At 59.7% G+C, this 20,610-nt stretch carries 21 protein-coding genes; 11 read left to right on the top strand and 10 right to left on the bottom strand.

The window, feature by feature from the left end; genetic code table 11:
• Positions 1 to 27: 27 nt before the first annotated feature.
• The gene (locus tag TRM7615_RS15215; RefSeq protein WP_235824102.1) at positions 28 to 1,683 is read right to left on the bottom strand and encodes a mechanosensitive ion channel domain-containing protein; all 1,656 of its coding nucleotides are present in this window, start codon (positions 1,681 to 1,683) and stop codon (positions 28 to 30) included.
• Positions 1,684 to 1,890: 207 nt separating this feature from the next.
• Here TRM7615_RS15215 and yajC point away from each other — a divergent pair, with 207 nt between their 5' ends.
• The 10 genes from yajC to TRM7615_RS15165 all read left to right on the top strand — a co-directional run bounded on the left by yajC (position 1,891) and on the right by TRM7615_RS15165 (position 8,805).
• Positions 1,891 to 2,175, top strand: a complete 285-nt coding sequence (gene yajC / locus TRM7615_RS15210; RefSeq protein ID WP_085796411.1) for a preprotein translocase subunit YajC — start codon at positions 1,891 to 1,893, stop codon at positions 2,173 to 2,175.
• A 33-nt stretch (positions 2,176 to 2,208) separates the two neighbouring features.
• The gene (gene secD / locus TRM7615_RS15205) at positions 2,209 to 3,870 is read left to right on the top strand and encodes a protein translocase subunit SecD (protein WP_108789010.1); all 1,662 of its coding nucleotides are present in this window, start codon (positions 2,209 to 2,211) and stop codon (positions 3,868 to 3,870) included.
• A 1-nt stretch (position 3,871) separates the two neighbouring features.
• A complete protein-coding gene (secF, locus tag TRM7615_RS15200; RefSeq protein WP_108789008.1) occupies positions 3,872 to 4,840 on the top strand; it encodes a protein translocase subunit SecF in 969 nt (322 codons plus the stop codon).
• Entirely contained in the window at positions 4,840 to 5,604 is a 765-nt protein-coding gene (locus TRM7615_RS15195) for a TSUP family transporter (protein WP_108789006.1), read from the top strand. The genes secF and TRM7615_RS15195 overlap by 1 nt, the downstream gene beginning before the upstream one ends.
• A complete protein-coding gene (locus tag TRM7615_RS15190) occupies positions 5,604 to 5,957 on the top strand; it encodes an Mth938-like domain-containing protein (RefSeq protein WP_108789004.1) in 354 nt (117 codons plus the stop codon). Before TRM7615_RS15195 ends, TRM7615_RS15190 begins: the two co-directional genes overlap by 1 nt.
• Before the next feature lie 63 nt (positions 5,958 to 6,020).
• A complete protein-coding gene (gene ccmA, locus TRM7615_RS15185; protein ID WP_108789002.1) occupies positions 6,021 to 6,635 on the top strand; it encodes a heme ABC exporter ATP-binding protein CcmA in 615 nt (204 codons plus the stop codon).
• Positions 6,632 to 7,288: a heme exporter protein CcmB gene (gene ccmB, locus TRM7615_RS15180; RefSeq protein WP_108789000.1), complete on the top strand. Its 657-nt coding sequence runs from the start codon at positions 6,632 to 6,634 to the stop codon at positions 7,286 to 7,288. The genes ccmA and ccmB overlap by 4 nt, the downstream gene beginning before the upstream one ends.
• A gap of 56 nt (positions 7,289 to 7,344) precedes the next feature.
• Positions 7,345 to 8,118 (top strand): heme ABC transporter permease, encoded by a 774-nt coding sequence (locus tag TRM7615_RS15175; RefSeq protein ID WP_108788998.1) that lies wholly within the window; start codon positions 7,345 to 7,347, stop codon positions 8,116 to 8,118.
• Positions 8,115 to 8,273, top strand: a complete 159-nt coding sequence (gene ccmD / locus TRM7615_RS15170) for a heme exporter protein CcmD (RefSeq protein ID WP_181893146.1) — start codon at positions 8,115 to 8,117, stop codon at positions 8,271 to 8,273. Before TRM7615_RS15175 ends, ccmD begins: the two co-directional genes overlap by 4 nt.
• Positions 8,266 to 8,805, top strand: a complete 540-nt coding sequence (locus TRM7615_RS15165) for a DsbE family thiol:disulfide interchange protein (protein ID WP_085795926.1) — start codon at positions 8,266 to 8,268, stop codon at positions 8,803 to 8,805. Before ccmD ends, TRM7615_RS15165 begins: the two co-directional genes overlap by 8 nt.
• A 93-nt stretch (positions 8,806 to 8,898) precedes the next feature.
• Here TRM7615_RS15165 and TRM7615_RS15160 read toward each other — a convergent pair whose 3' ends face one another.
• The 3 genes from TRM7615_RS15160 to acnA all read right to left on the bottom strand — a co-directional run bounded on the left by TRM7615_RS15160 (position 8,899) and on the right by acnA (position 14,137).
• The gene (locus TRM7615_RS15160) at positions 8,899 to 10,383 is read right to left on the bottom strand and encodes a BCCT family transporter (RefSeq protein ID WP_108788994.1); all 1,485 of its coding nucleotides are present in this window, start codon (positions 10,381 to 10,383) and stop codon (positions 8,899 to 8,901) included.
• A gap of 198 nt (positions 10,384 to 10,581) precedes the next feature.
• Positions 10,582 to 11,241 (bottom strand): SGNH/GDSL hydrolase family protein, encoded by a 660-nt coding sequence (locus tag TRM7615_RS15155; RefSeq protein WP_235824110.1) that lies wholly within the window; start codon positions 11,239 to 11,241, stop codon positions 10,582 to 10,584.
• 208 nt (positions 11,242 to 11,449) lie between these two features.
• Positions 11,450 to 14,137 (bottom strand): aconitate hydratase AcnA, encoded by a 2,688-nt coding sequence (gene acnA, locus TRM7615_RS15150; protein ID WP_108788990.1) that lies wholly within the window; start codon positions 14,135 to 14,137, stop codon positions 11,450 to 11,452.
• Between the two features lie 234 nt (positions 14,138 to 14,371).
• Between acnA and TRM7615_RS15145 the strand changes: the two genes are divergently transcribed.
• Positions 14,372 to 15,073 carry a DUF1223 domain-containing protein gene (locus TRM7615_RS15145; RefSeq protein WP_108788988.1) on the top strand — a complete coding sequence of 234 codons (702 nt, stop codon included), beginning with the start codon at positions 14,372 to 14,374 and terminating at the stop codon, positions 15,071 to 15,073.
• Here TRM7615_RS15145 and TRM7615_RS15140 read toward each other — a convergent pair.
• From TRM7615_RS15140 to purB, 6 genes are all read right to left on the bottom strand, one after another.
• Positions 15,070 to 15,984, bottom strand: a complete 915-nt coding sequence (locus tag TRM7615_RS15140; RefSeq protein WP_108788986.1) for a lysophospholipid acyltransferase family protein — start codon at positions 15,982 to 15,984, stop codon at positions 15,070 to 15,072. The two genes, TRM7615_RS15145 and TRM7615_RS15140, sit on opposite strands and share 4 nt — an antisense overlap.
• Before the next feature lie 9 nt (positions 15,985 to 15,993).
• Positions 15,994 to 16,857: a DMT family transporter gene (locus TRM7615_RS15135; protein WP_165821446.1), complete on the bottom strand. Its 864-nt coding sequence runs from the start codon at positions 16,855 to 16,857 to the stop codon at positions 15,994 to 15,996.
• A gap of 310 nt (positions 16,858 to 17,167) precedes the next feature.
• Positions 17,168 to 18,280: a flagellar motor switch protein FliG gene (locus tag TRM7615_RS15130; RefSeq protein WP_235824101.1), complete on the bottom strand. Its 1,113-nt coding sequence runs from the start codon at positions 18,278 to 18,280 to the stop codon at positions 17,168 to 17,170.
• Between the two features lie 68 nt (positions 18,281 to 18,348).
• The gene (locus tag TRM7615_RS15125) at positions 18,349 to 18,897 is read right to left on the bottom strand and encodes a tetratricopeptide repeat protein (protein WP_181893147.1); all 549 of its coding nucleotides are present in this window, start codon (positions 18,895 to 18,897) and stop codon (positions 18,349 to 18,351) included.
• A 101-nt stretch (positions 18,898 to 18,998) separates the two neighbouring features.
• Positions 18,999 to 19,157, bottom strand: coding sequence for a hypothetical protein (locus tag TRM7615_RS25575; RefSeq protein WP_165821445.1), 159 nt, complete (start codon positions 19,155 to 19,157; stop codon positions 18,999 to 19,001).
• Positions 19,158 to 19,290: 133 nt separating this feature from the next.
• The gene (gene purB, locus TRM7615_RS15120) at positions 19,291 to 20,595 is read right to left on the bottom strand and encodes an adenylosuccinate lyase (protein WP_108788980.1); all 1,305 of its coding nucleotides are present in this window, start codon (positions 20,593 to 20,595) and stop codon (positions 19,291 to 19,293) included.
• Positions 20,596 to 20,610: the final 15 nt, after the last annotated feature.

Raw genomic sequence — 20,610 nt, 5'->3', positions numbered from 1 at the left:
CAAACCGGGCAGCATCTAGGTCGTTGTTCAGGTGTCGTCCATATGGGCCAGTTGGCCGTCCCAGGCTTTGGGGGGGATTTTGGCTTCGGGCGGGTCGGCAATGTAGCTGGGCGTCATGATCTGGACGTCGTTTTCGGTGAACACGGCCATGATGTTGCGGTGCAGGTCGGATTTGATGCGGGGGATCGAGGCGCCTCGGGTGGTGTAGGCGTTGATCTGATAGTTGATCGCGTAATCGGCCAACGCGGTCCACAACACAAACGGGACAGGACGCGCCTTGAGGTCCTTGGTGCGGTGCGCAGCCTCGATCAGCATCGCCTCGACCTTTTCGGGCGGTTCCTCATACCCGATGCCGACGGTGGTGTGCAGCAACAGCCCCGAGCCGTCGATCTTTTTGGAGTAGTTGATCACCTCGGAGTTCATCAGCTGCGCGTTGGGGATCGAGATGAGCTCATTCTTGATCGACTTGATGTGCGTCTCCATCAGCTTGATCTGCACCACGTCGCCGATGTGTTCCCCCACCTGGATACGATCGCCCATGGACGTCGAGCGGCGGTAGATCACGAAGAGCCCCGCCAGGACATTGCCCACGACCGAATTCGATCCCAACGACAGCATCGCCCCGATCAGGATGGTCAGCCCCTGGAACGCCGCCGAATCCGAGCCCGGGATGTAAGGAAAAGAGAAGACAAGCGCGATCAGGATGATGATGGTGCGGGCGATGTTGAAGGTCGGGTTGATCCAGTGTTTTTCAAAATCACGCAGCCGGAAAGTTTCGGCTTCGACCGCGTCAAAGAACACGCGCATCCCCTTGATGACATATTGGGTCAGCAGACCAATTATGAGGAGAGTGATCAGGTTGGGCAGGTAGGCGACAAAGCCCAGAATGATGTTGAGCACGGGTTCCGTGACATAAGTCAACAGGATCTGCGCCACATAGCGGGTCTCGGCAAAGGCGAGCAGGATGAACGACAAGTAGTAGTAGGCGCCCAGGAAAAAGAGCACCAAGAGGATGAAATTTACCCCGAACCGGATCAATGCGGCGATGGCGTCCGCCTGCACCTGGGCGTTGGTCGCGGTTTCGACTTCGGCAAAGTTGCGGCGTACGATGGCATTGATGCCCAGCTTGAACCGGCGACGCAGCCAGATGATCAGGACAGAGAATACGGCAAAGCCAATGGTCCACATACCGGCTTCGATCGCGCCGGTGACACGGGCCTCGTCCGTGCGTTCGCTGCGATAGGCCAGAACTGCGTCCCGAATGGCGTCTCCTTGCAGCGCGGCAAGCACGGAAATGTCCATCTGATCCAGTTCGGCATCCGCCTGGGTCACAAGGCTGATCTCTGTCCCGTCGGCCAGGATCTTGATGCCCAGATCGGTATCTTCGTAAGTGATTTCGACTGTCTTGCTTTTTGAACCGGCTGCGATTTCGATGATACGGTCCTGAACGTGCGTCACGCGTTCGATGGCGGGCAGGGCGCTGGAGCCGCGCAACACGAACAGCTCATGCCCATCCACGATAACGGGGGCCTGAAACGTGTCATCCTGCGCATCCTGGTCGATCGGCAGGGAAACGGCCGGGTCTTCGGTTTGGGCAAGGGTTGGTAGGGTAAGCAACGCCAGGCTACACATCAGGAGCAACGTCCTAAGGCCTGTTCTAACCACGCCGATAATCGATGTCATGATGCTTTCCCCATGCCTTGACTATATCCGCGAGAGCGGGCCTGCCTAGGACTTATCTGCAACGGTGCGTGACAAAGAGCGGCGCGCGGGCAACCGGGATGAGATGCGCGGCGTCAGGTTCTCTTGCAAACCCCCCAGCCAACGCATAGGTTCCGGCCAAATTTGCGAGGGGAGCAACCCCTTGCCCCTGACACAAAGGAATATCCCATGGACGCTGGTGCACTCGGTCAGTTTCTGCCGCTCATCCTGATCTTTGCCATCATGTACTTCTTGCTGATCCGCCCGCAGCAGAAGAAGGTCAAGGAACATCAGGCGATGGTCGACGCTGTGCGTCGTGGCGATCAGGTGATCACCCAAGGCGGCCTGATCGGCAAGGTTGTTAAGGTCAAGGACGACGGCGAGATCGAGGTTGAGCTGGCCGAGAACGTCAAGGTGCGCGTGGTCAAGGCCACCATTGCTCAGGTTCTGAACAAGACCGAACCGGCAAAGTAACCGCGACCTCTAACACATTCAAAAGGCAGGGTAATGCTGCAAATTGATACCTGGAAGCGGGTTCTGATCTGGCTGGTCTGTGTGACCGGCTTGCTCATGGCCCTGCCGAATGCGTTCTACACACGCGTCGAGCAAAGCAACGACGCAATTGCCGAGATCGAGCTGAAGGGCGAGACGCCTGAACGGCTGATCCTGGCCGAACAATGGCCCGCTTGGATGCCGTCCTCTCTGGTGAACCTTGGCCTGGATCTGCGCGGCGGTGCGCATCTGCTGGCCGAGGTCAAGGTCGAGGATGTCTATGCCAGCCGGATGGAGGCCATGTGGCCGGAAATCCGCGATGCGCTGCGTCCCGAACGGGCCACCGTCGGCACCATTCGCTTGCAACAGTCGCCTGCGGATGAGATTCGCGTTCGTATCTCGCAACCCGAGGGCATGTCTCGCGCGGTCGAGGTTGTGCGCGGACTGGCCCGCCCGATCCAGACACTGACCGGTGCCGGTTCCACCGATATCGAGGTCAGCGGGCAGGGTGATATCCTGACGGTGCGTCTGTCTGATGCAGAAAAACTGGCAAGCGATGACCGGACCGTGCGTCAGGCACTGGAGATCATCCGTCGCCGGATCGACGAGGTCGGCACCCGTGAACCCACGATCCAACGACAGGGTGCAGACCGCATTCTGATCCAAGTACCGGGCATAGGCAGCGCGTCCGAGCTGAAAGCTATCATTGGTACGACCGCTCAGCTGACGTTCAACCCGGTTGTGTCGCGTGGCACTGATGCCAATGCCGTTGCAGGTGTTGGAAACGAACTCATCCCGTCGATTGATGAAACCGGCGTTTTCTATGTCATCGAAGCGGCTCCGGTCGTCACCGGCGAAGAGCTGGTCGATGCGCAGCCCAGCTTTGACCAGAACGGCCGCCCCGCAGTCAGCTTCCGGTTCAACACCTCCGGTGCGCGCAAGTTCGGCGACTATACTCGTGACAACATCGGTTCGCCCTTTGCCATCGTTCTGGACAACGAGGTGATCAGCGCCCCGGTGATCCAGAGCCACATCCCGGGCGGTTCGGGCATCATCACCGGAAACTTCACCGTCGAGGAAAGCACCAATTTGGCCGTGCTGCTGCGCGCGGGTGCTCTGCCAGCAGGGCTCGAATTCCTGGAAGAGCGTACCATCGGCCCCGAGTTGGGGCAGGACAGCATCGACGCCGGTAAGGTTGCAACCATCGTGGCCTTTGTTGCCGTACTAGTATTCATGGCGCTCAGCTATGGTCTATTCGGGCTATTCGCAAACGTGGCCCTGATCATCAACGTCGGCCTGATCTTTGGACTGTTGTCCACAATCGGTGCCACACTGACCCTTCCGGGCATTGCGGGCATCGTCCTGACGGTTGGTATGGCGGTAGACGCCAACGTGCTGATCTTTGAGCGTATCCGTGAAGAGTTGAAAACGGCCAAGGGTCCGGCGCGTGCCATCGAGCTGGGCTATGAAAAGGCGCTGTCGGCCATTCTGGACGCCAACATCACCACCTTCATCACCGCTGTAATCCTGTTTGCCATGGGCTCGGGCCCTGTGCGCGGCTTTGCCATCACTCTTGGGCTGGGTATTCTAACCTCGGTCTTTACCGCCATCTTCGTGACGCGCCTGATGATTGTCATCTGGTTCGAACGCCGCCGCCCAAAGACGATCGAGGTTTGATATGCGACTGAAACTTGTCCCCCAAAATACCTCGTTCGACTTCTTCAGCCGCTGGAAACTGTGGCTGGGCCTTTCAGCGCTGATGATCATCGTTGGTATGGCATCCTTTGCCTATCAGGGTCTGAACTTTGGCATCGACTTTCGTGGAGGCACGACCGTCCGAACCGAGAGCCCTCAGCCCGTTGACGTTGCGGCCTATCGCGCCGCTATGGACCCCCTGGGCTTGGGCGACGTGTCGATCACCGAAGTCTTTGATCCGACCTTTGGGGACGACGAAAACGTCGCCATGATCCGCATTCAGGCCCAAGAGGGCGCTGAATCTGTCACGGCTCAGGTGGTCAACGATGTGCAAGCCGCCCTTCAGGGGCACGACCCCGAGATCAAGTTCATCTCGGTTGAATCCGTGGGCCCCAAAGTCTCGGGTGAGCTGGTGCAGACGGCGGTTTTGGCCGTGGTGTTGGCCATCGGCGCGGTGCTTGTCTACATCTGGCTGCGGTTCGAATGGCAATTTGCGCTTGGTGCTGTGGCCGCGCTGGTCCACGACGTGGCGCTGACCATCGGCATCTTCTCGGAACTTCAGATCAAGTTCGACCTGGCGATCATCGCGGCGCTTCTGACTATCGTGGGCTATTCGCTGAACGATACCGTGGTTGTGTTCGACCGCGTTCGCGAGAACCTGCGCAAGTACAAGAAGAAAGACCTCAAGGACGTTCTCAACATCTCGATCAACGAGACGCTGAGCCGGACGGTCATGACCTCGGTCACGACCCTGTTGGCGCTGATCTCGCTCTACGTGTTGGGTGGGGACGTGATCCGCGGGTTCGTCTTTGCGATGATCTGGGGTGTGATTGTGGGCACCTATTCGTCGGTCTTTGTGGCCTCGGCGATCCTGCTCTACCTGGGGGTCAAGCGCGACTGGTCCAAGCCGTCGAACACAGCTGGCAACCAATACGCCGACATTGATGCCTGATGCCTGAAACCCTTCTGGCGGCACTTGAGACGCCGGGTCTCTGGTGGCTGGCGGCGGCCTCTTTTGTGGCCGCCGTTGTGCGTGGATTTTCCGGCTTTGGCACGGCCCTGGTGTTCCTTCCGGCCGCAGCCCAAGTGCTGCCGCCGGTTTGGGCCGTGATCGTGCTGACGGTGATGGACGCCTTCGGCCCGCTGCCGATCCTTCCACGCGCCTGGCGCGCTTGCCACCGCAATGACCTGCGTCGCCTGCTCATTGGTACCGTGATTACCGTGCCCATCGGTGTACTTATCCTGCGCCACACCGATCCGGACATCTATCGTTATGGCATTTCGACCCTGGCACTTTTGATGCTGGCCATCCTGCTGTCGGGGTTCCGTTATTCAGGCGATGTCTCGCGCCCGATGGTTTACGGAATCGGCGGCGGTGCCGGCTTCATGGGCGGCGTCGCGGGCCTGCCCGGACCGGTGGTGATCCTGTTCTACATGGCCAGCCGTCACGGCCCCGAGGTGATCCGCGCCAACACGCTGCTCTACCTCTGGGCTTTTGACATCCTTTTCTTCACCGCCCTGATCCTGCAGGGGGGCTTTGTCGGCATTGCCGCGTGGATCGGCCTGTTCATGGTTGTGCCAACTTTCATTGGCAATCTCATAGGAACTGCTATTTTCAATCCAGACCGCGAACGGCTTTATCGCACTGCGGCCTATATCATCATCGCGGCCTCGGCGATCTCGGGGCTGCCATTCTGGAACACCGGAGCGCATTGATGCAGTTGAACGAAATCTCATTCGCGGGTTCGGTTCCCGTGGACGGCTATGGCCCCGGTTTCTTTCGCATCGGGGGTGAGGTGATTGAGGGCGCGGTTCTGACAGGTGCAACGGGCACGACAACATGGGGCGGCTATGAAGACGCGCAGGCCCTGTTGGCGTTGGCCGGTGAGGTCGACGTGCTCTTTGTCGGCACCGGGGCCGAAATCGCCCATATTCCCGGCGTTCTCCGACAGAGCCTTGAAGCTGCGGGTCTGGGCGTCGAGGTGATGAACTCTCCCGCCGCCTGCCGCACCTATAACGTGCTCCTGTCCGAGGGGCGCCGCATTGCACTGGCGGCTCTTCCTGTCTGAGCGCCCACCTTTGCGGCAACAACGCCCCTTTTGCGTGATGCATCAATCGGCTAAGCGGGTTTCATGACACTGACCGTCTCAGACCTGACCATTGCCCGCGGTGGCGTGCCCGTGCTCGAAGGGCTGAACCTGACGCTTGCGCCAGGGCAGGCGCTGGTGATCCGTGGCCCCAACGGGATTGGCAAAACCACGCTTTTGCGCACCATTGCGGGGTTGCAACCTGCGGTCAGCGGCTCCGTTCAGGGTGCCGAAGAGACCATCGCTTATGCTGGACATTCCGACGGGTTGAAACCCACGCTGACAGTGACCGAGAACCTGACTTTCTGGGCCTCGGTTTTTGGCTTGGGCTCCATCCAACCCGCTTTGGACGCCTTTGATCTGAATGAGCTTGCCGCGCGTCACGCCGGCAACCTGTCGGCGGGACAAAAGCGTCGCCTGGGCCTTGCGCGCTTGTTGGTGACAGGGCGCCCGATCTGGGTCTTGGATGAACCGACCGTATCGCTCGATACTCGCGCGGTGCAGATGTTTGCCGATGCGGTGCGTGCGCATCTGGGTCAGGGCGGGTCGGCGATGATCGCCACCCACATCGACCTGGGGCTCGAGGCGCAAGTGCTGGATGTGGGGCCGTTTCGCGCCAAGCTGCCTGCGCTCGATGACTTTGACGGGGGCTTTCTGTGATTGCGCTGCTGACACGCGATCTGCGCCTTGCCTTACGTGCCGGGGGTGGTTTTGGTCTGGGCCTCGCGTTCTTTCTGATCCTGACAGTGTTGGTGCCGTTCTCGGTCGGCCCGCAATCGGCCCTGCTGGCCGTGATCGCCCCGGGCGTCTTGTGGCTGGGGGCTTTGCTGGCCTGCCTGTTGTCCCTGGATCGCCTGCTGGCATTGGATTGGGAGGACGGGACGCTTGATTTGTTGGCCACCGCGCCCTTGCCGCTGGAATCCGTCGTGACCATCAAGGCGCTGGCCCATTGGCTGACCACGGGCCTGCCGCTGGTGCTGGTTGCGCCCGTCCTGGGTATCCTGTTGAACCTACCCACGCCGGGCTATGTCTGGCTGGTGGTGTCGCTGCTGGTGGGCACGCCTGCGCTGTCGGTCATCGGCACTTTTGGTGCGGCGCTGACCGTTGGCCTCAAACGCGGCGGCTTGCTGCTGTCGCTGTTGGTTCTGCCGATGTATGTGCCCACGCTGATCTTTGGGGCCGAGGTCGCGCGACGTGGGGCCGAGGGGATGGCGACATCAACGCCGCTGTTGCTGCTGGCCGGGATCACGGCGGCGGTCATCGCGCTTCTACCCTTTGCCAGTGCTGCTGTGCTGCGCGTCAATCTGCGCTAGCACGAAAGCAGGGATGTGAATTGAGGCCGCATGAAATCCGGGCTAGATACCAAGACATGACACAGACGTCCAAGCTCAATTCCCTGTGGGAATACGCCAACCCGAAGAAGTTCCTTTCCACGACCGAGCGGTTTCTGCCCGGCCTGTGGATCGTCACGGCCCTTTGCCTGGCAGTTGGGCTGATCTGGGGGTTCTTTTTCACGGGCGATGACTACAAACAGGGCTCAACCGTCAAGATCATCTATCTGCATGTGCCTGCTGCCCTGATGGCAATCAATGCCTGGCTGATGATGCTTGTAACCTCGCTGATCTGGGTGGTGCGCCGCCACCATGTGAGCGCGTTGGCAGCACGCGCCGCGGCACCGGTGGGCGCAGTATTTACCCTGATCGCGCTGGTAACTGGGGCGATCTGGGGTCAACCGATGTGGGGCACCTGGTGGGAATGGGACCCGCGACTGACGTCGTTCCTGATCCTGTTCCTGTTCTATCTTGGCTACATTGCCTTGTGGGAGGCCATCGAAGACCCCGACACCGCCGCTGATCTGACGTCGGTCTTGTGTCTGGTGGGGTCGGTGTTTGCGATCCTCAGCCGCTATGCCGTGAACTTCTGGAACCAGGGGCTGCATCAAGGGGCGTCCGTGTTCCGTGCTGGTGCCGTGACCGGGACCGACACGGCCGAGAAGGTGAGCAACATCTATTTCTATCCACTGCTGATCTGCATGATCGGCTTTGTTCTGCTCTTTGTTGCGCTGGTGTTCTACCGCACGGGGACCGAGATCCGGGCCCGCCGCATCAAGGCCCTGCAAGCCCGCGAAAGGATGAGCGCATGATGCCCGATCTGGGAAAATACGCTGACACCGTTCTGTCGGCGTATGCGGCCTCTCTGGTGCTGCTGGTGGCCTTGGTGGTGATGTCCGTCCTGCGCGGCCGCAAGGTGCGGGCCGAGATGGAAGAGATCGAAAAAAGGGTGCGCCGGGATGGCTAAGTTTTCGCCTTTGATGATTGCCCCGCCGATGATTTTTGCCGGCTTCGTCCTGCTGGCTGCCGTCGGCATGTTCCGCGAAGATCCTGACAGCCTGCCATCCGCGCGCGAGGGGCAACCGGCCCCACCCGTGGTGATGACCGAGTTTCCGGGCAAGACCGGGTTTGACGACGCCACGCTGCGCGATGGTCAGGTCAAACTGGTCAACTACTGGGCCAGCTGGTGCGCACCCTGCCGGGCCGAACACCCAAGCCTTGAGGCATTGTCAGAACAGGGCATTCCGGTCTACGGCGTAAACTACAAGGACAGCCAAAACAACGCCTCGGCCTTTCTGGAAGAACTGGGTGATCCCTACGCCGGGATTGGTCGCGACGAACAGGGGCGCATGGCGCTGGATTGGGGCGTCTACGGCGTGCCCGAGACCTATGTGATCGCGGGTGACGGCACCATCGTGTTGCGTTTTGCCGGGCCGATCACACAGCGGGTGATCGACAGTACGATCCGCCCGGCGCTTGAAAAAGCGGCTGGCAACTAGCTATTTCCGCACAAGAATCCAGACCATCGCGCCGATAAAGGCAAAGGTGGTCAGGTTCATGAGCGTGTCTGTCAGATCTCCGATCAGCATCGCTTACACCTCCTCGTCCCGCAGGCCGCGGAACAGACAGACCAGCAGCAGGACCGAAATAAAGACAAACGGCAGGGCCCCGACCGAGATCAATATCTTCACTGAATTGACCGAGCCGGACAGGATCATCGCCACACTCAGCAGTCCCAGCAGCACGCCCCAGATCAGGCGGATACGCGGGGCCGGGTTCGCGTCGCCCCCCGATGAGAAGGTCCCCAGCACAAAGGCCGCGCTAACCACGCTGGTGACGATGAACAAAAAGGCTGCCAGAACCGTGGCCAGCGTTGTTACGCGGGTCAAGGGCAGGCGATCCAACAGGCCAAAGGTCACACGCTCGACATTTGTTTCAGTCATCGACAGCAACTCTCCGGCGCCGTTCAATGCCTCGTAAAGGCCGATGCCGCCAAAGGCGCTGAACCAGAAGATCGAAAACAGCGTCGGAGCAAAGAGCACGCCCAGAACGAATTCGCGAATTGTGCGGCCACGCGAAATGCGGGCGACAAAGACGCCGACGAACGGCCCCCAGGCGATCCACCAGACCATATAGGTCAGGGTCCAGTCGCTGAACCATTGGCTTACCGAGTCACCATAAAAGGTGAAGGTTTGGAACCCGCGTGGAATGACGTGTGAGACATAATCGCCAAAGCTCTGCACCACGGTGTTCAGGAGATATTCGGTCGGGCCTAGGATGATGGTGTAGAGCACCAGTGCGATTGCGATCAGCATGGCGGTGTTTGATAGCTTGGCCATGCCCTGACCCAGGTCGATCATCAGGGCAGGGATATAGGCGGCAACCATCGCCACCAGAACGCCCCCGATGAGGTAAGAGGTGACCGGCCAATCGGTGAGGACGGACACGCCATCAGCCACCTGAAACACGCCCATGGCCATCGACCCGCCAACCCCGATGGCAATGGCGATGATCGCAGAAAAATCGGAAAACCACCCCACGACTTTGGCCCATTTTTCGCCGGGAAACAGGGACATCAGCGGCGCGCCGACCATCATGCCGGTACCGCGCCGAAAGCTGAAATAGGCAATGGTCAACGCGGTCGAACCATAAATGGCCCAGGCGTGCAAACCCCAGTGGAAATTGGTCGCGAGCATGGCTTGGCGCGCGGCCTCGGGCGAGCCTTCGAACTCGTCGATGAAGTGGTAATGGGTCAGCGGTTCGGCCACGGCCCAGAACAACAGACCCACACCCATTCCAGCCGAAAACAGCATGGCGATCCATGAGGCGGTTGAAAACTCGGGTCGGTCGTCATCCTTGCCCAGTCGGATGTTGCCGTATCTGGAAAACGCCAGATACAGGCAACTGATCAACATGCCGCTGGCCGCAAGCATCACGAACCAGCCGCGGCTGTGAAAGGTCTGATGGACAACGCCGCTGGCCCATTCGACCAGTCCAGCGATGTCCACGATGCCCCATATGCCGACGGTGGCAATGACGATCAGCGAACACAACAGCAGTGCATTTGGTTTGCCCATTGGCAGGCTCCGGTCCCAGGGTGATGCAGTGCAGACTGCCGAAGCGATTGGCAAAGGTCCAGAAAATATGAAAAAAACCTCGGCACTCGGCACTCGGCGCGGCGCATGCCATGGGGTTTGCAACACCCTCATGTCGACGGTTTGGGGTGCCTGCCCGCGTTGTCTGTGTTGTTGACGCAATCTGCAGCAAAACACCTGTCAGCTTGCTCTTTCGATTACTCTGGCAATCTCTGTGCCTATCAACGCTGATCCTTTGGCCGAAGGGTGGGTTCTGTCTGTGTCAAACAGGTCCCTCACAGGTGGGTCAAACACATCTTCGGCATCGAGAAAATAGAGACCCGTGTTTGACCGGGCCAAGACTTCGATGCGTCGTTCGATCTCGACCAAGCCGGGACGGCACCCCGTGAATGAAGTTGTTTCCGGAGCTTTGTAATAGCCCAGCCACAAGACGCGCGCGCCCTGCGCCTGAGCCTTGGATACCAAGTCGGGAATGGCGCCGGACTGGCTGTCTGTCGAGATCAGTTGATCGATCACTTGGCCACAGCGGGTGCATCCGCACGTGAACCCCAAATCATTTGCTGCACCATTGGCGATGACCCAGTTCCATCGTCCCGGCGGCATCTGGCCGGGGATGCTCAAACCGACGATGCGAGCCAGATCAGTAGCTCCGATCTGGGCGCCAAAAGCGGCTCGGTTTACGACGTCACGGCCAAGTTCTGATGCCAAAGCGCTTCCAACGTCGCGGCCCTCGGTGCGGTTCCAGGCCAGCACCGAATCCCCAATGATAAGAATATCGCCGCGCTGCGAGGTTTGTTGCGCGCAAGATCCCAAAATCCAAACCAACAAAACTGCCACCACAAACCGCAAGACCAGTGCTCCTCAGTGCTTCGGTGCGTATTCACTCAGGATGTAAGGTGGGATTGCTTGTCGTCCAATTTGGTGAAGAGGGGAAGCTTGCACCGCATATGCGCTTTGCGAGCAAACCCCCGTTCTGTCCAGCCCGCCTTTCAAAGCTTGCAGCGCGGGCTGGGAACTGAGGCCGAGGCCGATTCTAGGCGCAATCCAATCAGGCCTTGGCAAGGTTGCGCAGCACAAAGTGCAGCACGCCGCCGTGTTCGATGTATTCGATCTCGGGCGCAGTATCGATCCGGCATTTCAGCATGATCTCCTTCACCGTGCCGTCCGCCATGGTGATCGAGCAGGGCACCTCTTGCAGCGGCTCGACGCTGTCCAGGCCGGTGATCGTGACGGTCTCTTCTCCGGTCAGACCCAGCGATTTGCGGGTGTCCCCACCGGTGAATTCCAGCGGGATGACCCCCATGCCAACCAGGTTCGATCGGTGGATGCGCTCAAAGCTTTCGGCGATCACGGCCTTGACGCCCAACAGCGCAGTGCCTTTGGCCGCCCAGTCCCGCGACGAGCCTGCACCATATTGCTCACCACCAAAGACCACCAGTGGCGTGCCATTGGCCTGATGCGCCATCGAGGCATCATAGACGCTGGTCTGTTCGCCGTCTGGCCCCGTGGTATAGCCGCCCTCGACCCCATCCAGCATCTCGTTCTTGATGCGGATGTTGGCGAAAGTGCCGCGCATCATGATCTCGTGGTTGCCCCGGCGCGAACCGTAAGAGTTGAATTCGCGCGGCTGAACCTGGCGCTCAATCAGATACTGACCGGCAGGTGACGAGGCGGCAAACGATCCGGCGGGCGAGATGTGGTCGGTGGTGATCATATCGCCCAACATCAACAGCACCTTGGCCCCTTTGATGTTCTCGATGGTGCCCGGCTCTGGCCCCATGCCCTGGAAATAGGGCGGGTTCTGGATGTAGGTCGAATTCGCAGGCCAGTCATAGGTCTCTTGCTGCGGCACGTCGACCCCGCGCCATTTCTCGTCCCCTTTGAAGACGTCGGCATATTTTGACTGGAACGCGTCACGCGTGACGGTCTTTTGTACCAGATCGGCGATCTCTTCAGTCGAGGGCCAGAGGTCTTTCAAATAGACGTCATTGCCGTTCTTGTCCTGCGCGATCACGTCCGAAGACAGGTCAATGTCCATGGTCCCGGCCAGTGCATAGGCCACCACCAGCGGCGGTGAGGCAAGGTAGTTTGCGCGCACGTCCGGGCTGATCCGCCCCTCAAAGTTGCGGTTGCCCGACAGGACGGATGTGGCCACCAGATCGCCCTCGGCGATGGCGTCGCTGATCTCTTTCTGAATCGGACCCGAGTTGCCGATGCAAGTTGTGCAGCCATAGCCAACCAGGTTGAACCCGATGGCGTCCAGATCATCCTGCAACCCGGCCGCCTCAAGGTAGGCGCTGACGACCTGAGACCCGGGCGCGAGCGAGGTCTTGACCCACGGCTTACGGTTCAGGCCCAGTTCGGCGGCCTTGCGGGCCACCAATCCGGCGCCGATCATGACGTAGGGGTTCGAGGTGTTGGTGCAGGACGTGATCGAGGCGATGACGACCTTGCCGCTTTCCATGGTGTAATCTTCGCCCGCAACGGCGACCTCTTTGCCCATGGGGCGTTTGAAGGTCTCTTCCATCTCACGAAGGAAGGCGGTTTTGCCGTCGCTCAGTGCCACATAATCCTGCGGGCGCTTGGGGCCGGAGATCGCGGGGACGATGGTGCCCATGTCCAGATGCAGGGTATCGGTGTAGATCGGCGCATAGTCCGCATCGCGCCACAGCCCGTTGGCCTTGGCATAGGCTTCGACCAATGCGATCCGGTCCTCATCACGGCCGGTGTTGGTCAGATAGCGGATGGTTTCGCCGTCGATCGGGAAAAAGCCACAGGTGGCGCCATATTCGGGGGCCATGTTGGCGATGGTGGCGCGATCCGCCAGCGGCAGGCGGTCCAGACCGTCGCCATAGAATTCGACAAATTTGCCCACGACACCTTTTTCGCGCAGCATTTCGACCACCTTGAGCACAAGGTCGGTGCCGGTGGTGCCTTCGACCATGGCGCCGGTCAGTTCGAACCCGATCACTTCGGGGATCAGCATCGAAATCGGCTGACCCAGCATCGCGGCCTCCGCCTCGATCCCGCCAACGCCCCAGCCCAGAACGGCCACGCCGTTGACCATGGTGGTGTGGCTGTCGGTGCCCACAAGGGTATCCGGGTAGGCAACGTCGACCCCGTTCTGGTCCGTGTCGGTCCAAATGGTTTGTGCCAGATATTCCAGGTTCACCTGATGGCAGATGCCGGTGCCGGGTGGGACCACGCGAAAGTTGTCAAACGCGTTCTGACCCCATTTGAGGAAGGTGTAGCGCTCCATGTTGCGTTCATACTCGCGGTCCACGTTCATCTGGAACGCGCGCGGATTTCCGAACTCATCAATCATGACTGAATGGTCGATGACCAGATCCACTGGCACCTGCGGGTTGATTTTCGATGCCGAGCCCTTGAGGCCAACAATGCCGTCGCGCATCGCCGCGAGGTCAACAACGGCCGGAACCCCGGTGAAATCCTGCATCAACACACGGGCAGGCCGGTAGGCAATCTCGCGCGGGTTCTGGCCACCGTTTGCGCCCCATTCGGCAAAAGCCTTGATGTCATCGACCGAGACAGAGAAATCGCCATCTTCGAACCGCAGCATGTTTTCCAACACGACCTTGAGCGCAGCGGGCAGTTTGGAAAAATCGCCGAGCCCAGCCTCGGTCGCGGCGGGGATCGAGAAATACGAGATGGTCTTGCCGTTGACGCTCAACTCGCGGCGTGTTCTGGCGGTGTCCTGTCCAACGGTGATGGGCATAAGATGGCTTCCCTCTAATGAGATGTGAGAATGAGGTTTTGCTGTTGGTTTTGTGCATGACCCGGTCCCCTGTTTCAAGGGGAATGGCCGCGCGTCAAGCGTCATGTATGCAATTGTATACATTTTTCAACGTCCGCGTTTCGGATAATTCACCAGCCTCTCAAGAAACCTTGATTGGCGTTTGAAAGCGCTGCGGCTTAGACCTGACTTAACCCAAGCAGGATAGTGCCCGCCATGAAACGCGCCCTTTTTTCAGTCGCTCTGACCGTGTTGTCGGCCAGCGTAACCATCGCCGAAGACAGCAATCCGGTCGTAGTCGAGCTGTATACGTCACAGGGGTGCTCATCCTGCCCGCCGGCTGATGCCTTGATGCAAAAACTGGCCGAGCGGGATGACGTGCTGGGGCTGGCGCTGCACGTGGATTATTGGGACTACATCGGGTGGAAGGACGAATACGCCAAACCGTCCCACACCACGCGCCAGCAGGGCTATGCGCATGCGGGCGGGCGCACGATGATCTACACGCCGCAGATGGTGATCAACGGCAACGAAAGCGTGGTTGGCGCGCGTGGCATGGAGCTGATGGAGCTGATCGCCCAGCACCGTGACCGCACGCCCCTTGCGACGGTCGAAACCACCAAATCCGGGGGTGAGGTCGAGGTCAGCATTGTGGCCTCGGAAAAACTGCCCAAGGGCAGCTATGGCGTGCAAGTGGTCCGCTATGCCCCGATGCGCCATGCCAGCATCAAGCGAGGAGAGCTGGCAGGTCATGATCTGGACTATGCCAATGTGGTCGACAGCTTGAACCTGTTGGGTCGCTGGGATGGGGCAGAGGACGCGAAGTTCACCGTGCACCTGGCGGACGGATTGAAAACCGCCGTGCTGGTGCAGGTGCCCGGCTATGGTCCGATCGTGGCAGCGGCCAAACTGGATTAACCGTTGGCCGATCCCAGACCGTTCCACATCTTCCAGCGGCGGTGAATCCAGAACCACTGATCCATGTGTTTGCGGACTATCACCTCTAGATCGTCGTTCATCTGTTGGGTCATGGTTATCGGATCGGTGTGCTCCAGCGGCTCGTGCAGCACGATCTCGAAGTCCAGGCCATTGGGCTCTCGCACTGCATAGCAGGGGATGGTTACAGCCTTGTATTTGATCGCCAATTCCGCGTTCAGTACGGATGTCACCGCTGGCTGACCAAAGAACTGCAGCTCTTCACCGCCATGGGCGTGCAGGTCGGACACGATCGCAATGATGCCGCCTTTTTTGAGCGAGCGCACCATTTCCATCATGCCGCGGCGGCCCTGTTCGAACATCGGCTCGCCGGTTTTGTGAAAGGCGTCGACGTAGATCTCGTTGAAATAGGGGTTTGCCATGCGGCGATAGAGACAGCCGATGGGCTTTTGAAACTGATGCTGCAGGGCCACGCGGGCAGCCAGATAGTGGCCGAAATGCGCGGTGATGAACATCACCGGGCGACCTTCGGCACAGGCCTGTTCAAAGGCTTCGATACCAGGGCCTGAGACCTTGGCGTTTTTCTGGCGCTCGGTGAAATCCTCGGGTGAAAAATGCTCCATCAAAGCGCGTCCCGCCGTATTGGGCACCGCTTTGGTCAGCCGCTTCGCCTCGGTCTCGGGCAGGTCTGGGCGCGCCAGTTTCAGGTTCCTGCGCACGCGTTTGCGGAAGCCCACAAGCGGCGAAATGGCGCTGACAATCGACCCCATGGCCGCGATCCGCGTGTCATACGGCAGCTTGCGCATGCCGCCGATAAAGGCGCGTAGAAAGAAAAAGGACGCACGGTATTTCGCCCGTTCAAACCGGGAGAGTTCTGACTTTTCAACGGGCATGACTGCGCCTCACGACGTTTTTGTTTCGCGATGCCACACATATAGGCCCGCCCCGGCGATCACAAGCGCGCCGCAGATGGTCCAGATGTCTGGAAGTTCGCCAAAGAACACCGCGCCCCAGACAGCGGCAAAGCCCAGACCGCAATAGGCGTATGGCGCCAGCATCGAAGCCTGGCCCATCGTAAACGCCCGGATCAGCAGCATTTGAGCGATGGTACCAAAACCCGCGACCATGGCGATCAGGCCCCAACTGATGGCATCCGGCATCTGCGCGTAGGGCGGCGCGACCAGGCTCATGATCACGGTGCCAACCAGACCGGTATAAAACAGCGAGGTCCAGACATCTTCGTCAGGGCCGACCTTGCGGGTGAGCAGCGCATACCCCGTGTAGCAGCAGGCCGCCGCCAGCGGGTAGAGCGAGGCCAGCGAAAAGACGCTGCTGCCAGGGCGGATGATGATCAACGCGCCGCACATCGCCACGACGATGCCAACGATCCGGCGCGGGCCAAGAGGTTCGTGCAGGAACAGGGCCGCACCCAAGGTGATCAGAACCGGGTTGACCGACATCAATGCCGTGGCATCGGTCAGGGGGATGAGGGACAGAGCCAGAAAGAAGAAGCCCGTAGCACCCATCAACAACAGAGAGCGCAGGAACTGCAGGACAGGGTATTTCGTGCGAACGACCCGATGCAGGCGCGGCAGAACCAGAACAAAGACAAGCAGCATTTGCCCGCCGTACCGTGCCCAAAGGCTGGGGATGACGCCAAAACGTGGGGTCAGAGCTTTGACCGAAGCGTCCATTAGCGTAAAGAACAGGATTGCGCTGACCATGAGCATGATGGCTTTGCCTTGGGTGTCTGGCCCGTCAGTCATGTGCTGGAACAGTTCAATGAAATCATCCTGGGGCCTGCGGCTTTGCATCGCTCGAAAATTGTGAGCATGCGAACGTCATAGGCGGGCCCCGTGGTGCTGTCCATGCGGGAAATTCAAGGTGGTCCCACCGCCGTTGCGTCCCTCGTCGTTCGGGACAGCGGTGAAGTGCGCCGCTCCAGAGCACGTGGGTTCCGGATGGGGGCGTGACGCGCAGCAGCGGGCATGGTCAGGGTACCCGCATGCGGCAACGGCGCGCGGACACACCGGCTCGTTGCATTTCCTGAGCATTCGAAGTCACGGTGAGCGAGGCTTACTCGTCCTCTTCTTCTTCGACAACCAGGGTTATGGTGCCTTCATCCTCGAGCCCCCGGATTGCGTTGACAACAGCGTTCATCGCCCTCTCGCCCTCGGCGCGCTTTATGGTGCCGCGTTCCTGTACTTCTTCGCGCAGGTTGTCGGCCATGCGGGCAGACATGTTGCCCAATAAAAACTCGACAACGGGGGCGTTCTTTTCGTCTGTGGCGGCGGCCAGGGCGATCACAAATTCGTCCTGATCCACGGCGCGCACCACTGCGGGCACGTCGCGTTCCGTCACCCGTTCGGGGATGTGGGCAAAGGTAAAGATCATCTTGCGGACGGAGGTGGCAAAGGCCTCATCCTCGGCATCAAGCGAGGTCAGCATGTCGTCGCGTGTGTTCGCGGCGGATTGGTTCAGGATGGCGCCGACCCGTTTTTCCGGGTCATCGTCAAAGGCCGAGATCGGGCGCTGATCCATCTGTGCAACAAGAGAAAAACCAATTCTATCAACAGCTTCGGGTGTGACTTTCCCGGTTTTTGATACCGCATAGGTGATCTGGCGCGCCATCGGTCCAGGCAGTTGCCCCAGCATTTCGGCGGCTTTTGGGGTGTCCAGTTTCGACAGTAGAACGGCGGCAACTTCGGTGCTTTCAGCCTCGGCCAGTTCCGCCAGTTCCGCGGCGGGCAGCGCCTTGAGCCTGACCCAAGGGTCGCCGGATTGTTTGACACCGGCCTGCTTGCGCAGCTTGGCAGCTGTGCGCGCCCCGATCTTGCCATCCAGCACATTCAACGCTCCGGCCAGGTCATGGGGCATCGACAGGCCGATCCCTTCGAGCGCTTCGACAAATTCATGCGCTACGGCACCCAAGGTTACACGGTCGACCAGACCAATCTCACCCATCTGTTCTGTCAACTTGGTTTGCAGCTCTTCCGGCAACTCTTCCAACGGGATGTCTGCGCCATCGTTCAGCAAAAGCCGCACAACTATCGCCGCTTTTGCCCGCCCGCTGAGATGCCGGGCAACGCGCACCTCCTCGACCGAGGGGGCCGTATTCACTGCGATCACGCTGTCGGTCATCGGCGTTGCCAATGGGGCCAATTGCATCAATGCTTTGTCGTCTTGCATCTGCCTGCCTGTGGGTCCGTCATCATCAAGGTGACGCTAGCCCACAGGCGGTAAAGAAAGACTGAAAATCAGTAGCTGTATGTGGTTCCTGTACGAATGGCTTCGCGCAGCGATGCTTCGGCCCAGGATCCTTCGCCACCGCGCGCCTTGATTTCTCGCCACTGTTCAATGGCCAGGTCAAGTTTGCCTTGCTCGACAAAGCCTTGGCCCATGTAGCTGCGCGCAAGGATGTTGTCGGGGTTGGTGCTGATGGCCTTGTCGTAATAGGCATTTGCCAATTCGATCTGGCCCAGTTTGCGGTGGGTAAAGCCCCAATAGGTCAACACGCGGTCGTCGTTTTGATCAGCCATTGCCGACAACACGCCCTGTGCGTCGTCATACCGCCCCGCATAGGCCAATTCGCGCACCGCACCATAAAGCGTATCGGTATCCAGCGACGACTTTTTGGGTTTCACACAACGTTTCTTTTTCTCGTCCCAGACGCGCACCCCTTTGCAGGTCTTGGTGGTCTCAGACGGCTCTGGCGGGTTGGTCCAAGTGGTGCCTCCGTCGCCATTGCCGCCAGCGGCAAAGGCATATCCGGGCAGGGCGATGGTCAAGGCAAGAAGAACACGCATTACAGTCACTCCGATTGATCACTTGAGCAGAGTTTAGTGCAAAAAAAGACGGACGCCCCTCAAATCGGAGCGCCCGCAATAAAAAACCTGTGAGATGTGTGTCAGCTGTTGACGATTTTGACGCAGCTTTGGCTGTTTGCATCCCAAGTGGTGCCTGTCGCACAGGATTGCGCCTGATGTTCGCGGCCCGAGCAGCCCATCGCCGCAGCAATGGAGGGCAGCAACAGCGCCGCGGTCAGCACAAGAGTTCCGACTTTCATGATCCGTCCTCCCATTTTGTGGCCACAGAATACGCCGAGACGGGTCATTTCCAAAGGGAAAGTTCCTGTTGAGCGTACAAACGAAAAAGACCGGCACAGGGGCCGGTCTTTGAGTTGCATGAGCTTGGGGCGTTTAGTCTTTGAAAACACGCTTGAAAATCGTGTCGACATGTTTGGTGTGATACCCCATGTCGAACTTTTCGTTGATGCCATCTTCGCCCAGGGCGACCACGACCTCGGCGTCGGCTAGCAGCTGTTCGCGGAAATCGACGCGGTGTTCCCAGACCTTCAGCGCGTTGCGCTGTACCATGGAATAGGCGTCCTCGCGGCTGACACCGGCTTGGGTCAGGGCCAGCAGCACGCGCTGCGACATCACCAGGCCAGGGAACTTGTTCATGTTGTCCAGCATGTTGTCGGGGAAGATCAGCATCTTTTCGACCACACCGGCCAGACGGTGCAGGGCAAAGTCCAGCGTGATGGTGGCGTCGGGACCAATCGCGCGCTCGACTGAGCTGTGCGAGATGTCGCGCTCGTGCCAGAGCGCCACGTTTTCCATCGCCGGAACAACGGCCATGCGCACCAGACGAGCGAGGCCGGTCAGGTTTTCGGTCAGAACCGGGTTCTTCTTATGCGGCATCGCGGACGAGCCTTTCTGGCCCATCGAGAAGAACTCGGCGCCTTCCAGCACTTCGGTGCGCTGCATGTGGCGGATTTCCACAGCGATGTTTTCGATCGACGAGGCGATGACGCCGAGGGTGGCAAAGAACATCGCGTGGCGGTCGCGCGGGATCACCTGGGTCGAGATCGGCTCGGGGCTCAGACCCAGCTTCTCGCAGACGTGTTCCTCGACTGCCGGGTCTATGTTGGCAAATGTTCCAACGGCGCCAGAAATGGCACCAGTGGCGATTTCCTCACGTGCCGCGATCAGGCGTGCCTTGTTGCGGTCCATCTCGGCGTAGAAACGCGCGAATGTCAGGCCCATGGTGGTGGGCTCGGCGTGGATGCCGTGGCTGCGGCCCACGCGGACGGTGTCCTTGTGCTCATGCGCACGGGTCTTCAGCGCGGCCAGCACCCGGTCCACCCCTTCGAGCAGAATGTCGGCGGCGCGCACGAGTTGTACGTTCAGGCAGGTGTCCAGCACGTCCGAGCTGGTCATGCCCTGGTGTACAAAACGGGCCTCTTCGGAGCCCACGTGTTCGGCCAGGTGCGTCAGAAACGCGATGACGTCGTGTTTGGTGACGGCTTCGATTTCGTCAATACGGGCGACGTCAAACTCGACGTCCTTGGCTTTCCACACCGCTTCGGCGTTCTCTTTCGGGATCACGCCCAGATCGGCCATGGCATCACAGGCGTGGGCCTCGATCTCGTACCAGATGCGGAATTTGGTCTGGGGCGACCAGATAGCGACCATGTCAGGGCGGGAATAGCGGGGAATCATTGGCAGCGGCACCTT

This window comes from Falsiruegeria mediterranea M17 (assembly GCF_900302455.1).
GTDB classification, from domain to species: domain Bacteria; phylum Pseudomonadota; class Alphaproteobacteria; order Rhodobacterales; family Rhodobacteraceae; genus Falsiruegeria; species Falsiruegeria mediterranea.
Note: the sequence above shows the minus strand (reverse complement) of the source record. Positions and strands in the feature narration are given on the sequence as shown.

Coding starts and splice junctions, on each gene's coding strand:
- TRM7615_RS15215 (WP_235824102.1), bottom strand. CDS start 1,683: ATGACATCGATTATCGGCGTGGTTAGAACAGGCCTTAGGACGTTGCTC.
- yajC (WP_085796411.1), top strand. CDS start 1,891: ATGGACGCTGGTGCACTCGGTCAGTTTCTGCCGCTCATCCTGATCTTT.
- secD (WP_108789010.1), top strand. CDS start 2,209: ATGCTGCAAATTGATACCTGGAAGCGGGTTCTGATCTGGCTGGTCTGT.
- secF (WP_108789008.1), top strand. CDS start 3,872: ATGCGACTGAAACTTGTCCCCCAAAATACCTCGTTCGACTTCTTCAGC.
- TRM7615_RS15195 (WP_108789006.1), top strand. CDS start 4,840: ATGCCTGAAACCCTTCTGGCGGCACTTGAGACGCCGGGTCTCTGGTGG.
- TRM7615_RS15190 (WP_108789004.1), top strand. CDS start 5,604: ATGCAGTTGAACGAAATCTCATTCGCGGGTTCGGTTCCCGTGGACGGC.
- ccmA (WP_108789002.1), top strand. CDS start 6,021: ATGACACTGACCGTCTCAGACCTGACCATTGCCCGCGGTGGCGTGCCC.
- TRM7615_RS15175 (WP_108788998.1), top strand. CDS start 7,345: ATGACACAGACGTCCAAGCTCAATTCCCTGTGGGAATACGCCAACCCG.
- ccmD (WP_181893146.1), top strand. CDS start 8,115: ATGATGCCCGATCTGGGAAAATACGCTGACACCGTTCTGTCGGCGTAT.
- TRM7615_RS15165 (WP_085795926.1), top strand. CDS start 8,266: ATGGCTAAGTTTTCGCCTTTGATGATTGCCCCGCCGATGATTTTTGCC.
- TRM7615_RS15160 (WP_108788994.1), bottom strand. CDS start 10,383: ATGGGCAAACCAAATGCACTGCTGTTGTGTTCGCTGATCGTCATTGCC.
- acnA (WP_108788990.1), bottom strand. CDS start 14,137: ATGCCCATCACCGTTGGACAGGACACCGCCAGAACACGCCGCGAGTTG.
- TRM7615_RS15145 (WP_108788988.1), top strand. CDS start 14,372: ATGAAACGCGCCCTTTTTTCAGTCGCTCTGACCGTGTTGTCGGCCAGC.
- TRM7615_RS15140 (WP_108788986.1), bottom strand. CDS start 15,984: ATGCCCGTTGAAAAGTCAGAACTCTCCCGGTTTGAACGGGCGAAATAC.
- TRM7615_RS15135 (WP_165821446.1), bottom strand. CDS start 16,857: ATGACTGACGGGCCAGACACCCAAGGCAAAGCCATCATGCTCATGGTC.
- TRM7615_RS15130 (WP_235824101.1), bottom strand. CDS start 18,280: ATGCAAGACGACAAAGCATTGATGCAATTGGCCCCATTGGCAACGCCG.
- TRM7615_RS15125 (WP_181893147.1), bottom strand. CDS start 18,897: ATGCGTGTTCTTCTTGCCTTGACCATCGCCCTGCCCGGATATGCCTTT.
- TRM7615_RS25575 (WP_165821445.1), bottom strand. CDS start 19,157: ATGAAAGTCGGAACTCTTGTGCTGACCGCGGCGCTGTTGCTGCCCTCC.
- purB (WP_108788980.1), bottom strand. CDS start 20,595: ATGATTCCCCGCTATTCCCGCCCTGACATGGTCGCTATCTGGTCGCCC.